13 protein-coding genes are annotated in these 13,008 nt (G+C 71.6%); 8 read left to right on the top strand and 5 right to left on the bottom strand.

Annotated features, from left to right (window positions below):
* Positions 1-97: 97 nt before the first annotated feature.
* Positions 98-622: a MarR family winged helix-turn-helix transcriptional regulator gene (locus ABEA93_RS16440; RefSeq protein ID WP_345676289.1), complete on the bottom strand. Its 525-nt coding sequence runs from the start codon at positions 620-622 to the stop codon at positions 98-100.
* A gap of 188 nt (positions 623-810) precedes the next feature.
* Between ABEA93_RS16440 and ABEA93_RS16435 the strand changes: the two genes are divergently transcribed.
* From ABEA93_RS16435 to ABEA93_RS16415, 5 genes are all read left to right on the top strand, one after another.
* Positions 811-1,623 (top strand): SDR family NAD(P)-dependent oxidoreductase, encoded by an 813-nt coding sequence (locus ABEA93_RS16435; RefSeq protein ID WP_345676288.1) that lies wholly within the window; start codon positions 811-813, stop codon positions 1,621-1,623.
* A gap of 13 nt (positions 1,624-1,636) precedes the next feature.
* Entirely contained in the window at positions 1,637-2,167 is a 531-nt protein-coding gene (locus ABEA93_RS16430) for a MarR family winged helix-turn-helix transcriptional regulator (protein ID WP_345676287.1), read from the top strand.
* 207 nt (positions 2,168-2,374) lie between these two features.
* A complete protein-coding gene (locus ABEA93_RS16425) occupies positions 2,375-3,175 on the top strand; it encodes an aldolase (RefSeq protein ID WP_345676286.1) in 801 nt (266 codons plus the stop codon).
* A gap of 214 nt (positions 3,176-3,389) precedes the next feature.
* The gene (locus tag ABEA93_RS16420; RefSeq protein WP_345676285.1) at positions 3,390-4,265 is read left to right on the top strand and encodes a haloalkane dehalogenase; all 876 of its coding nucleotides are present in this window, start codon (positions 3,390-3,392) and stop codon (positions 4,263-4,265) included.
* A complete protein-coding gene (locus ABEA93_RS16415) occupies positions 4,262-5,344 on the top strand; it encodes an RNA polymerase sigma factor (RefSeq protein WP_345676284.1) in 1,083 nt (360 codons plus the stop codon). Before ABEA93_RS16420 ends, ABEA93_RS16415 begins: the two co-directional genes overlap by 4 nt.
* An 80-nt stretch (positions 5,345-5,424) precedes the next feature.
* Here ABEA93_RS16415 and ABEA93_RS16410 read toward each other — a convergent pair whose 3' ends face one another.
* The 3 genes from ABEA93_RS16410 to ABEA93_RS16400 form a co-directional block, all read right to left on the bottom strand.
* Positions 5,425-6,141, bottom strand: coding sequence for a hypothetical protein (locus ABEA93_RS16410; protein ID WP_345676283.1), 717 nt, complete (start codon positions 6,139-6,141; stop codon positions 5,425-5,427).
* A 324-nt stretch (positions 6,142-6,465) separates the two neighbouring features.
* Positions 6,466-7,203 (bottom strand): response regulator, encoded by a 738-nt coding sequence (locus ABEA93_RS16405; protein ID WP_345676282.1) that lies wholly within the window; start codon positions 7,201-7,203, stop codon positions 6,466-6,468.
* Entirely contained in the window at positions 7,200-8,426 is a 1,227-nt protein-coding gene (locus ABEA93_RS16400; protein ID WP_345676281.1) for a sensor histidine kinase, read from the bottom strand. Before ABEA93_RS16400 ends, ABEA93_RS16405 begins: the two co-directional genes overlap by 4 nt.
* Before the next feature lie 458 nt (positions 8,427-8,884).
* Here ABEA93_RS16400 and ABEA93_RS16395 point away from each other — a divergent pair, with 458 nt between their 5' ends.
* From ABEA93_RS16395 to ABEA93_RS16385, 3 genes are read left to right on the top strand one after another with little or no spacing between them, the layout of a single operon-like run.
* Positions 8,885-9,832: an ABC transporter ATP-binding protein gene (locus tag ABEA93_RS16395; protein ID WP_345676280.1), complete on the top strand. Its 948-nt coding sequence runs from the start codon at positions 8,885-8,887 to the stop codon at positions 9,830-9,832.
* Between the two features lies 1 nt (position 9,833).
* Positions 9,834-11,405 carry an ABC transporter permease subunit gene (locus ABEA93_RS16390; RefSeq protein WP_345676279.1) on the top strand — a complete coding sequence of 524 codons (1,572 nt, stop codon included), beginning with the start codon at positions 9,834-9,836 and terminating at the stop codon, positions 11,403-11,405.
* A 5-nt stretch (positions 11,406-11,410) separates the two neighbouring features.
* Complete coding sequence (locus ABEA93_RS16385) at positions 11,411-12,295, top strand: ABC transporter permease (protein ID WP_345676278.1); 885 nt, start codon at positions 11,411-11,413, stop codon at positions 12,293-12,295.
* A gap of 70 nt (positions 12,296-12,365) precedes the next feature.
* On the opposite strand, the gene ABEA93_RS16380 is transcribed toward ABEA93_RS16385, so the two are convergent.
* Positions 12,366-12,761 carry a hypothetical protein gene (locus ABEA93_RS16380; RefSeq protein ID WP_345676277.1) on the bottom strand — a complete coding sequence of 132 codons (396 nt, stop codon included), beginning with the start codon at positions 12,759-12,761 and terminating at the stop codon, positions 12,366-12,368.
* Positions 12,762-13,008: the final 247 nt, after the last annotated feature.

Below are 13,008 nucleotides of genomic sequence, written 5' to 3'. Positions count from 1 at the left end.
CGGGTGCGGAGATGTGCGGTTCGGGCGGTGCCGTCGGCCTTGCGGGGTCGGCGGCACCGCCCGACGCGTTTCCGGGGCGTACTCGGGGAAGCGCGCGTCAGCGGCCGTCGGCCATCGCGGTGAGGGCGCGGGCGAGGTCGTCGAGCAGCTGCGGGATGCGGTCGCGGTCGGCGGAGTCCCAGTCGGCGGTGGCGTTGCCGAGGAGGCGGGCCCACGCGTCCCAGATGCGGCGCAGCGTGCGGGCACCCTTCGGGGTGAGTTCGAGGGTCGCGGCGCGGGCGTCCTGCGGGTCGGGGATGCGCCGGACCAGGCCGGCGGCGACCAGGTCGGTCACCTGGCGGCTGAGGGTGGTGCGGCCGACTTCCATCTGGTCGGCGAGGTCGCCGAGGCGGATCGGCTGGAAGTCGCCGATGCGGGTGAGCGCGAGCACCAGGTGTGCGGGGACGTCCGCGCGGGCTTCCTTGCCGACGCGGTCGAGCAGGCGGTCGTCGCGGGCGGCACGGACCAGGTCGCGGAGCGGCGGGATGAGGACGGCCAGCCAGGCGGCGTCGTCCGGGCGGCCGGCGCCGGCCGGGTCGGCGTCCGCGTCCTCGGCCGGACGTGTGGTCTTCGGGTCTGCCATCGCCTGCCTTCGCCTTGCCTCTGCGTCGGATGGTGATCGTAGCCGCCGAGGCGGGGGCGGCCGGGAGCGGCGCCACAGCCGACAGACCCATTGACTTTGTCAACCATTCTCGGATAGTTACGTCAGGTACATATTTCGAAGCCGTTCGAGGAACCCCGGACGGTTCGAGGCAAGGGAGCACCGCCGCCATGACAGGACGTCTGGACGGCCGCGTCGCGGTCGTCACCGGATCGGGTGCGGGCATCGGCAAGGGCATCGCACGCCGGTTCGCCCGCGAAGGATGCCGCGTCGTCGTCAACGACATCCGCGAGGCACCCGCGCGGGACACCGCCCGCGCGCTCGAAGCCGAGTTCGGCGTCGCGACGCTGGTCCGGGTCGGCGACGTCACCGACCGGGAGTTCGCGACAAGCCTGGTCGCCGACACGGTCACGGAGTGGGGGCGCATCGACGTCCTGGTGAACAACGCCTGGGGCGGCGGCCGCGTCAACCGGCTGGAGAACAAGACCGACGCGCAGATCGACCACGGCCTCACCATGGCGCTGTGGGCGGGACGCTGGACCATGCAGGCCGCGTTCGCCCCGATGCGGGACGCAGGCGGCGGGTCGATCATCAACATCTGCTCGCTCAACGGCGTCAACGCGCACATGTACACGGCCGAGTACAACGTCGGCAAGGAAGCCCTGCGCGCCTACACGCGCTCGGCCGCCCGCGAATGGGCCCAGCACCAGATCCGCGCCAACGTCATCTGCCCGGGCGCCAAGACCGAGGCGTTCGCGGCCTACGCCGCGGCCAACCCGGAGCAGGCGGCGGCCGCCGAAGCAATGAACCCCATGGGCCGCATGGGCGACCCCGAGTCCGACATCGGCGGCGTGGCACTGTTCCTCGCCTCCGACGACTCCCGCTACGTCACCGGCAACACCCTGTTCGTCGACGGCGGCGGCGCCATCAACGGAGTGGTGTGGCAGCCTGTCCCGGAAGAAGACCTGGCGGCACAGGGCTGAAGGGCAGGGGACGTTGGCGGCACGGGCTTCGGGAACGGACGCGCGGGACGGTGACGCGGCCTCGTCCGCCCGCGCCGCCGAGGCGGCGGCGGGAGGGCTCGGGGCCACGTTCGGCGACGAACCCACCGACCCGGTGGCGGTGTTCTTCGAGGCGTTCGGCGAGGCGTCGCGGCGGATGGCCTACAGCCGCATCGAACAGCGCCTCGCCGATCGGCACGGCCTCGACCTGCTGGCCTTCCGCCTGATGCTGCACCTGCGGCGGGAGGGCAGCCGGGTCGGCGACCTGGCGCACAGCGTCGTCGCGCACGCCTCACACACGTCGCGCGCGCTCGCCGTCCTCCAGACCCGCGGGTGGATCACGCGCACCGCAACCCGCGCGGACCGCCGCGTGGTCATCGTCCGCCCGACCGCACCCGGGTGGGACGCCTGCGTCGCCATCCGCACCGAACTGCGCGGTGCCTTGGCGGAACGCGTCCACGACTGGACACCCGACGAACTCCAGGCCGCTGCGGCGGCGATGCGAAGGTTGGCGGAGGCGCTGTAGGCGGGGTGAGGGTCTGGGGCGTCGTCGGCGTCGCGGGTGACGTGGGCTTCTCGGGCTTCTCGGGCTTCTCGGGCTTCGAAACCACACGGCGCCGCGGGCTCGCCTTGTCATACAGTCCTCCTTGTTTCCGGGCCGCGCCGTGTGGCCGGGCCCGGCCGGCAGCAGACCGGGACGCCGGAAGTCCCGGCGCCCGCAGGGGGAGACACGATGGCGAACTCACTCGACGATCCCAAACACGTCCTGGTCGACCGCGCCGCACGCCGCATGGCCGAGGAGTTCGGCGACAGCAGCCTGACCGTCCGTCAGAAGCTCGCCCTCACGTGCCGCGTCCTGTTCGACGCCGGACACGACTCCGGCCTCGCCGGCCAGATCACCGCACGCGGCAACCGCCCCGGCACCTACTACACCCAACGCCTCGGCTACGGCTTCGACGAAGTCACCGAGGACAACCTCCTCCTCGTCGACGAAGACCTCCAAGTCCTCGAAGGCGACGGGATGCCCAACCCGGCCAACCGCTTCCACTCGTGGATCTACCGGGCCCGCGAAGACGTCACCTGCATCGTGCACACCCACCCGCTGCACGCCGCCTCCCTCGCCATGCTCGAGGTGCCGCTGATCGTGTCGCAGATGGACACCACGCCGCTGTACGACGACTGCGCGTTCCTCCCCACCTGGCCCGGCATCCCCGTCGGCAACGAGGAAGGCGAGATCATCAGCGCCGCGCTCGGCGACAAACGCGCCGTCCTGCTGGCCCACCACGGCCAACTCGTCGCCGGGCGCACCGTCGAGGAAGCCTGCAACCTCGCCGTCCTCATCGAACGCGCCGCCCGCATGCAACTCCTCGCCATGTCCGCCGGCACCATCAGACCCCTGCCGGACGACCTGGCCCGCGAGGCACACGACTGGACGTCCACACCGCAGCGCCACCGGGCCACGTTCGCCTACTACGCGCGCCGTGCGCTGCGCCGCCACCCGGACTGCGTGGCGCCGGGGACCGTGATCGGCTGATCGCCGACGCGGCCGGTGGGGGGGCGTGCCCGCGCCTGTGCGCGGCCGGCGGGCACGTGAGCGTGCCCCCGGGCAGCCCCGACCCGTCCGCCCCCACCCACCACACGAAAACTTCTTCCGCGGTCCGGTCACACCGGGCCGTCGAGACCTGTCCAATCCCTTGTCGGTCGGAAGACGGCGCCACGAGCACCGTCACGACACTGGGAGGACACCCATGGAACAGCACAACGCTCTCACCACCACCACGGTCCTGGACTCGTGGATGACGCACCGCTCGGCGGGCGCCTCGGGACCGACGGTGGTGTTCCTGCACGGGAACCCGACCTCGTCCCACCTGTGGCGGACCACGCTCCCCCAGGTCGCCCGCGAGGCCCGCTGCCTCGCCCCGGACCTCATCGGCATGGGCGACTCCGGCAAGCCGGACTCCGCGTACCGCTTCGCCGACCACGCCCGCTACCTGGCGGCATGGCTGGACACCGTCGTCCCGGACGGACCGCTCGTATTCGTCGGGCACGACTGGGGCGGCGCGCTGGCGCAGGACTGGGCAACCCGGCACGGCGCGAACCGCGTCCGCGGCATCGCCCTCGTCGAGACCTTCCTCCGCCCGGTGGACTCCGCGGAAATGACGCCCGTCGCCCTCGACTTCTTCCGCGCGGCCCGCACCCCGGGAGTCGGCGAGGACATGATCCTCGACCAGAACCTCTTCATCGAAGGCAACTTGCGGCGCTTGGTCCCCGACATCACCGAAGCGGACCTCGACATCTACCGCGCAACCTGCCCCGACCCGGACTCCCGCCGCCCGATGCTCCAGTGGGCCCGCGAATTCCCCCTGGACGGCGAACCGGCGGACGTGACCGAGCGCGTCACCGCCTACGGCCGCTGGATGCGCGACTCGGCGGACGTGCCGAAACTGCTCATGACCGTCACCCCCGAAGTCGGCCTCGGCTCCACCGCCGCCATCGCCTGGGCCCGCGACAACGCCGCCAACCTCCGGACCGAGGACGTCGGCGAAGCCGGCCACCACGCCCCGGAACAGGTCGGCCCCCGGATCGGCGCAGCGGTCGCCCGCTGGCTCAAGGAGACCGCATGAACGACACCGACCTCACCCTCGCCACCCGCGCCGTCGACGGCGACCAGGACGCACTGGCCGAGATCGTCAAACGCGTCCAAGACCCCGTCTACCGCCTGGCCCTGCGCATGACCGGCCGACCACCCGACGCCGAGGACGCCGTACAGGAGATCCTCATCCGGATCCTCACCCGCCTGAGCACCTTCCACGGCGAAGCCGCCCTCCTCACCTGGGCCTACCGCATCGCCGTCAACCACCTGGTGAACCACGGCAAACGCCAGCGCCGCGAACTCCTCACATTCGACACCTACCGCCAAGACCTCCTCGACGGATTGGCCACCCCCGCCTACGAAGGCCCCGACGGCGACCTCCTCGCCGAGGAGATCCGCCTGCTCTGCACCCAGGCCCTCCTCCAGTGCCTCGACGAACCCGGCCGCCTGGCCTACGTCCTCGGCGACGTCATCGGACTGACCGGCACCGAAGCCGCCTGGGTACTCGCCACCAGCCCCGCCACCTACCGCAAACGCCTGGAACGCGCCCGCCGCCAAGTCCGCAACGCCATGCGCGACCGCTGCGGCCTCCTGAACGCGGCAGCACCGTGCCGGTGCGGCCGCCGAGTGACATACGCGCTGGCAAAGGGACGCATCGGGGAGGGCGGGCCGGTGTACGCGAGGCATCCGACGGTGGGTGGGGGTGAGGACGCGGGCGGGAACAGCCACCTGCCGGGGAGCGGGGCGCGGGGAGGTACCGGGGTTGGGACCGGGGCTGGGGCTGGGTCTGGGACCGGGGCTGGGACCGGGGCCGGGGCTGGGACCGGGGCCGGGGCTAGGGCTGGGGCTGGGCATGCGGCGGACACCCAACCAAGCAGGGGAATCTCCCACGCGGATGATCCTCGGGCTCATCCTGACGCGGAAGCCGCGCACCAACGGGCGGAGACCGAGCACACCGCCGCCGGCCTCGCCCACCTCCGCGACGTGGGAGAACTGCTGCGCAGCCACCCGCTGTACGCGGCACCACAGGACCGCGTGGACGCGGTCCTAGCCCTGGCCCGGTCCGGCGAGTACCCGGGGTTGCTGCCGGACACCACCGACAGCCCGTGAGCCCCAGCCGTTCCCACCCACTTCCTCGCCCACACCGGTCTGCACTCCTCCGCCCGCACTCCGCCGACCGGGTCGTGCCATCAGCAGCCCACGACCCGGTCGGCAACCGAGAACCCCGTCCCGCAGTCGGGACAGTCCCCCTCCCCGAACAGATACGTCAGCCCACGCGCCACGCGGTGTTGTCCATCGCCCACAGCCCGCACGTACAAACGCTCCCCCAAGCCCGCCAACTCCCCCGGCACCGAAGGGCGGAGGGGCGTAGTCGCCACCTCACGCAGCGCATAGTCGCCACTGGCCGCAAAGCACGCGTCGTCGCGCAACACGATGAAAAGACCGACGCCGCAATACGGGCAGTCGACTTCGTACTCCCCGGCGTTCAGCCCCTCAAGGCAGCGGTCCCACCTCTCGACCCCCTCGAAGGCCAGGAGGCACTGCACCAGCTCGACGTAGCTGTCCGCGCCCGGAGTCTCGTGAAGCGACTCGTCAACCAGCCGATGCAGCACCGCAATCGGGGCCGAGAAGTCCTCGAACACGTCATCACCGCTCACCACGCAGGCCACGATCGCTCCCGCCGCCTGCACCACGTACTGGCGCTCCTCCCCGCGGCGACTGGACGCAAGCCCGGCAAGCCGAGGCAGCGCAGCAAAACTCGCCGAGAAGGCGGTGTCCAACCGAGGACACAGGTGATCCATCAACTCCGACCAGCCGCCACACACATCGGCCTCGAACCGGTCCAACACCGCGGGGACATGCCCTGCCGACCCACACGCGTCCGCGAGCATCGACCATTCCGTCATGGCCCGATCCTGCACCCACCGCGCCTCGCACGAGCGGACCAGTCGGCGCCAGTCGTCGACACGTCGTCACGTGCCGCGAGCGCGGCCACCGCAGCCGAACCGGCCACTGCGCGACCTTCGAACTCACTGCCCCTCAGGGGCTGCTCAGAGACCACCACAGCGCACTCCTCGACGCCGCATCCCGCGGCTCGTTCCTTGGTCGACTTCCCGTCGTGCAGGCTGCTTGATTCGTGTTTTCGCATGGCCACATGGCTGGGCCCCTTTACCTGTCGCCTCGGATCAGGTCGCCACGACAGGCCCGCGGCCTTGCGCCGTCGGCCCCGCTCACGGCCCAAATCCTCCCGCCCCTGGGGTGATCAATCCCGACTCGTACGCGGCCACCACGGCCTGGGTCCGGTCCCGGAGGCCGAGTTTGGCGAGGAGGCGGCTGACGTGGGTTTTCACCGTCTCCTCGGTGACGCACAGGCGGATGGCGATCTCCGGGTTGGAGCGGCCCGTCGCGAGTTGCCGGAGGACTTCGGTTTCGCGCGGGGTGAGCGCGGCGAGTTCGGGCGGTGTGCCGCCCTCGGCGCGAGGACGCATGCGGGCGAACTGGCCGATCAGGCGGCGGGTGACCGTCGGTGCCAGGAGCGCCTCCCCCGCGGCGACCACCCGGACGGCGTCGAAGAGGCGTTCCGCGGTGACGTCTTTGAGCAGAAAGCCGCTGGCGCCCGCGGCCAGCGCGTCGTAGACGTGTTCGTCGAGATCGAACGTGGTCAGGATCAGCACGCGGGGCCCCGACCGGCCCGCAGCACCGTCCGCGCCGTCCGCGCCCGCCCCCGCCGCTGACCGCGCGGACAGAATGCGCTCGGTCGCGGCAATGCCGTCCAAGCCGGGCATGCGGACGTCCATCAAGACGACATCCGGCGCCTGGTCGGCGCAGAGCCGCACCGCTGCGGCTCCGTCGGCCGCCGTGCCGACCACGTCGAAGTCCGCCTGGGTCGCCAGAAGTCCGGCGAAGCCCGCGCGCACCACTTCGTGGTCGTCGACCACCACGATCCGGATCGCTGTGTCCGTACTCACCCCGCCCCCTTGTCCGGCACCGGAAGCGTAGCCGCCACGACGAATCCTCCCCCGGCCGCCGCACCGGCTTCGAAGGTGCCGCCGACCATGGCGGCGCGCTCCCGCATGCCGACCAGGCCGTGCCCGGCGGCGGGGTCCTGGGCCGAGAGCTGGAGACTGCCGGTGGTGGCCTCCCCCGGGCCGGGGCCGTTGTCGCGGATGCGCAGAAGCAGCCGCTCGGCGGTATAGGTCAGTTCGACGTCGACGGCGGCTCCCGGGGCGTGGCGGCGGGCGTTGGTGAGGGCTTCCTGCACGATGCGGTAGGCGGTGAGTTCGATGCCGGGGTCCAGGGGCACGACGTGGCCGCGGACGATGAGCCGGGTGGCTGCGCCGGCCGTGTCGCGGGCGTCGTCGACGAGGTCGACGAGCTGGTCGAGAGCGGGTTGCGGGGCGCGGCCGCTGCCCGTTCCGGCGTCTTCGCGGAGGACACCGAGCAGGCGGCGCATTTCGGTGAGGGCCGCGCGTGCGGTGTCGCCGATGGCCAGGAACCGCTTGCCGCCTTCGGGCGGCAGCCCGGCCGTGGTCAGGCGCGCGGTCTCGGCTTGCACGGAGATCATCGAGATGTGGTGGGCGACGACGTCGTGGAGTTCGCGCGCGATGCGTGCGCGCTCGCCGCGCGCGGCATGCTCGTGCAGCGTGTCGGCGATGGCTTGCGCCGCGGCGCTGTACTCGCGTGCCTGCACTTGGGCCCGGCGCGCGGTGCCGGCCCCCGCGACGACGCAGACGCACGACGCCATGACGACGGCGCGGATGCGTTCGCCGACGTCCGCATCGACCGCGGCGGCGATCGCGAACCCGACGAACACCGGAACCGGCACGATCGCCAGGACCCGCGACGCGTGGCGTCCCGCGTGGTAGAGGACGAGCAGCTGGGCGGCGATCCCGGCGGCCGTCGGCCCGTCGAAGATCGCGAACGCCAGGACGTTCGTCGTGGTGACCAGCACCGTCGCGGACACCGGCGAAGCGCGCAGCAACCCGGCCGGCAATGTCGCGCTCACCGCGAGGAGGAGACCGAACACCCGGTCGGAGGCAAGGCCGCCCACCGGGACATAGCCGCGGCTGTTCCAGCGGACCGTGAACTCGACCACGGCCGCCGCCACGAGGAGGGCCGCGGCGACGGCCGGGCCGTCCGCGACGGTCCACCAGCGCACGAAGCGCGGGTGGCGCAGGCGCGATCGGTCCACGCCCCGGCGACTGCGCGGGGAGGTCCCCGCGGGTGGGGATGTCGTGGGGGATGTTGTGGGGGATGTCGTGGGGGATGTCGTGAAGGCTGCTGCGGTTGCGGTCGTCGGGTCCGGCGTCCGCTCGGACGACATCGTCGTCGACGCGTCCGGCGGCACCAAGTCGGGTGACATTGCGGTTTCCTCCTCTCTTGTCCGGGCCGTCTCTCGCCTACGCCGGCGTCGCAGCCGGTGTCGATGTCCGTGCCGAGTGGGGTCTCGTGCGGGGGGTCGTGCGGCTTATCGGTGGGGAGCAGCCATTCTTTCGGGACGGCAACGCCACCGTCGTCACCCCTGGGAGAGATCTTTCCTGTCCCTCGTGTGAGCTACGCCCCCGGCCGAACGTCACTCGCGCCCGCGACGCCAAAGATTGCTCTCCCGCGTGACGACCCGGACCCCTCCGGCTTCCTAATCTCGCTGCCATGGACACGACCATCGAAGTCTCCGGGCTGCACAAGCGGTTCGGCCAGACCCCCGCCGTGGACGGGCTCTCGTTCACCGCACGCCCAGGCCACGTCACCGGTTTCGTCGGGCCGAACGGCGCCGGCAAGTCGACGACCATGCGCATGCTCGTCGGGCTCGACCTCCCCGACAGCGGGCACGCGCACATCGGCGGACGCCCGTACCGCGCGCTGCGCACCCCCTTGTACGAGGTGGGTGCGCTGCTCGATGCGGGCGCGATCCATCCGAACCGGCGCGGCCGCGACCATCTCCTCTGGCTCGCGCATTCGCACGGCCTGTCCGCCCGACGAGTCGACGAACTCCTCGAACTGGTAGGGCTCGCCTCGGCCGGGCGACGGCGCGCCGGCGGCTACTCGCTCGGCATGCGGCAGCGCCTGGGCATCGCCACCGCCCTGCTCGGCGACCCACCGGTGCTGCTGCTCGACGAGCCGGTCAACGGGCTCGATCCGGAGGGGATCCGGTGGATACGCGGGCTGCTCCGTTCCCTCGCCGCCGAGGGGCGCACCGTCCTGATCTCCAGCCACCTCATGAGCGAACTGGAGGACAGCGCCGACCATCTCGTCGTGGTCGGGCGCGGGCGCCTGGTCGCGGAAACCGGTGTCGCGGAGCTGCTGGCCGCGGCCTCCGGAAACCGCGTCGCGGTCCGCACCGAAGCACGCGTCCAGGCGATCGCCGTCCTGACCGGCGAGGGCGCCGCCGTGGCCGCCACCGGGCGGGACACGCTGACCGTCACCGACCTGCCGGCCGAACGCGTCATCGCGCTGCTCACCACGCACACGATCCCGTTCTCCGAGGTCAGCGCCCATCGGGCGACCCTCGAAGAGGCCTATATGGAACTCACCCGCGACAGCACCGAGTTCCACGCCGCCGGGGACTCCGCCCTGGCCCACCACCCGGGGGAAGACTGACATGAGCACCACCGAAACGACCGCATCGCCGCATCCCCAGCCGACCGGCTACACCTCGCCTCTGTCCCGCGGCCGCGACGGATTCCGGCAGCTGCTGCACGCCGAGTGGACGAAGCTGCGCACCGTGCGGCGCTGGTCGCTGACGCTGCTCGGCGCCGTGCTGGCGACGATCCTGGCGTCCCTGCTCAGCGCCCAAGGCAACCAGACCTCGGGCGGCGAGGACACGATCGCCGTCTCCGCCGACGGCACCACGGTGCGCGACAACTTCCGGTTCGTCCACCAGTCGCTCACCGGCGACGGATCGGTGACCGTGCGGGTCGCCGGCATCGTCCCGGCACCGGGCCGGAATGCCGACCGTCCGCCGATCCTGTCCCCGTGGACCAAGGCCGGGCTGATCGCCAAGGCCTCCACGGTGCCCGGCACGGGATATGCGGCCATCATGCTCACCCCGGGGCACGGCGTCCGCTTCCAACACGACTTCACCGGCGACACCGCGGGCAGTTCGGCCGGCACGGCCGCCCCGCGCTGGCTGCGTCTGACCCGCACCGGCGCGCTCCTCACCGGATACGAATCCACCGACGGCGCGACCTGGCACAAGGTCGGCTCGGCAAAGCCGGCCGGGCTGTCCGACACCATCGAGGTCGGCATGTTCACCACCTCGCCGGAAGCCGTCACCATGAACCGCTCGTTCTCGTCCACCGAGGTCAACGGCGAACTCGGCATGGCCACGGCCACCTTCGACCACTACACCGCAGACGGCAGGGTCACCGGCACGCTGCGCCCCGACGACGTCCGGCGCGCTGCCTCCTCCCCCAACGGCCCGTTCCCCGGTATGCCGTCGAACACGTCGACTGCGGACAACGGCACGTACACCATCACGGCCGCCGGCGACATCGCCCCGCTCGAGCCGGATATGGACCCGGTCCAGCAAGGTCTCCGCGGCACGATGACCGGGCTCATACCGCTGGCCGCACTCGGCGTCCTGTTCATCACCGCCGAGTTCCGCCGAGGCATGATCCTCACGACCTTCACCGCCAGCCCCCGGCGCGGGCGCGTGCTCGCCGCCAAGGCGGTGGTCCTGGGTGCCGTCACCTTCGTGGCCGGGCTCCTCGCGGCCCTGGTGTCCTTCGGCATCACCCGCGGCATCCTCCGCGGCAACGGCTTCAAGCCGCCCATGTTCCCCGAGGCCAGGTGGTCCGACGGTTCGGTACTGCGCGCCCTGGTGGGCACCGGCGTTCTGATGGCCCTGGTCACGGTCTGCGCTCTCGCGGTCGGGACGCTGCTGCGCAACACCGCGGCAGGCATCGCCGTGGTCGTCGTGGTCATGGTGCTGCCCCAGATCCTGATCTCGGGACTCCCCCTGGGCGCTGCCCGGTTCCTCGTCCAGTCCACGCCGATGGCCGGGTTCTCCATCCAGAACACCACGCACCGGGTGCCCCAAGTCGACAACGTCTGCCTTCCCGAGGAGGGGTGCTACACCTACGGCCCCTACGCCGGCCTCGGCGTGCTCGCCGCCTACACCGCCGTCCTGCTCGCCCTCGCCGTCTGGCAGTTGCGGCGACGGAAGGTGTGACCCCCATGCCCGCGCCCATCACCGAGCGTTCCTCCGCCCACCGGCCCCGGGCAGCCGTCCCCCGGGCGCCCGACCACACACATCGCGGGCAGCACCCGCTCCGTCTCTTCCCCGCGGCCGTCCACGCCGAGTGGACCAAGCTCCGCACCCTCAGCAGCACATGGTGGCTCCTCGCCGCCATCACCGCAGCCACCGTTGCCGCGGGGGCGGCGGCAACCGGTGCCCTGTCGTCCGAACACTGCCCTCCTCCGGGCAGCTGCGACCCGGATCAGGTCCGCACCGCACTCACCGGCCTCTGGATCGGCCAAGCCATCGTGGCTGTCCTCGGCGTACTGATGGCCTGCAACGAATACGCCACCGGCACCATCCACACGACCCTCACCGCCATACCCGACCGCCTCCGAGTCCTGGCCGCAAAAGCAGTGCTCCTCGCCGGCATCACCACGGCGACCGCCGTACCGGCCGTCGGCGGATCACTCCTCGCCGCCCGCTTCATCCTGCCCACCCGCGGCCACAAGCTCGCCCACCCCGCCATCTCCCTCACCGACGGCGCAACGGCCCGCGCCGCCATCGGCGCGGTCCTCTACCTGGTCGCGATCGCCCTCCTCAGCCTCGGACTGGCCTTCCTCCTCCGCGACACCGCAGGCGCCATCACCACCGCACTGGGCCTGCTGTACGTCTTCCCCCTGCTTGCCGGCTTCGTCAACAGCCCCACCTGGCAGGACAACATCCGCACGTTCGGCCCTGCCTCCGCAGGCCAATCCATCACCGCCACCCACCACCTCGACGCTCTCCCCATAGCCCCCTGGCCAGGCCTGGGCGTCCTGGCCTTGTACGCAGCCGCCGCGCTCACCTGCGGCAGCATCGCCCTATGCCGCAGGGACGCGTGAAATTCCCAAACCCCGCCGGTCGACGAGTCCGTCCGGCAGCGCACACCTCCCGAGGCTCGGACGGCTCCTCCTACGAGAACAGCGAGGGGGCAGGCCTACGGCGTCGGCCCTCCGAGGTGAGGGTGAACGTGTCACCGAAAGGCCCGTCGCCGAGCCGAACCGCCAGGAGCAGCGGCTCGGCGTACTCCGGCGGCCAGGACTCCTCGTCATCGCGGCCGTTCCACAAGTGGAAGAACACCATAGGTTCCTCGACGTCTTCGGTCAGGTAGCCGAGTGTCTTCCCGTACAAGGGGTTCGTCCCGCCGAACTGGATCGAGGGCGGCCCGAACCCCGCCGTGACATCACCCCACACCCGATCCTGAGCCGCCCAGTCGCTCACGTTCTCGCGCATCGAGGCATACGACACAGCGTCGAGCACACGATCGGGCACCAGCCAGCCAAGACGCCGAGCAATCTCGGCGTACACGGAAGAGATGTTGTCGTCGTCGGAACTGCGAGGCAGCCAGCGCCGAAGCCGGCCACGACTGGCGATAGTGCGGCGCGGAGGCAGAAAGAGGGCGCGCGACGGGCGCAGCACGCCAAGCGGCTGAGTCACTCCCGGTCGGGCAACACGAGGTCGCCGTCCGCGTCACCCCGACCTGAACGAGACGGTCCAGGTCAGTTCCGACGGCCCCGATTGCACGTTCTGGACAGGCCACGCGCGCGAGGGTGAC

The organism is Yinghuangia aomiensis (genome assembly GCF_039542225.1).
In the GTDB taxonomy this organism is placed as follows: domain Bacteria; phylum Actinomycetota; class Actinomycetes; order Streptomycetales; family Streptomycetaceae; genus Yinghuangia; species Yinghuangia aomiensis.
This window is presented reverse-complemented; position numbering and strand designations above follow the sequence as displayed.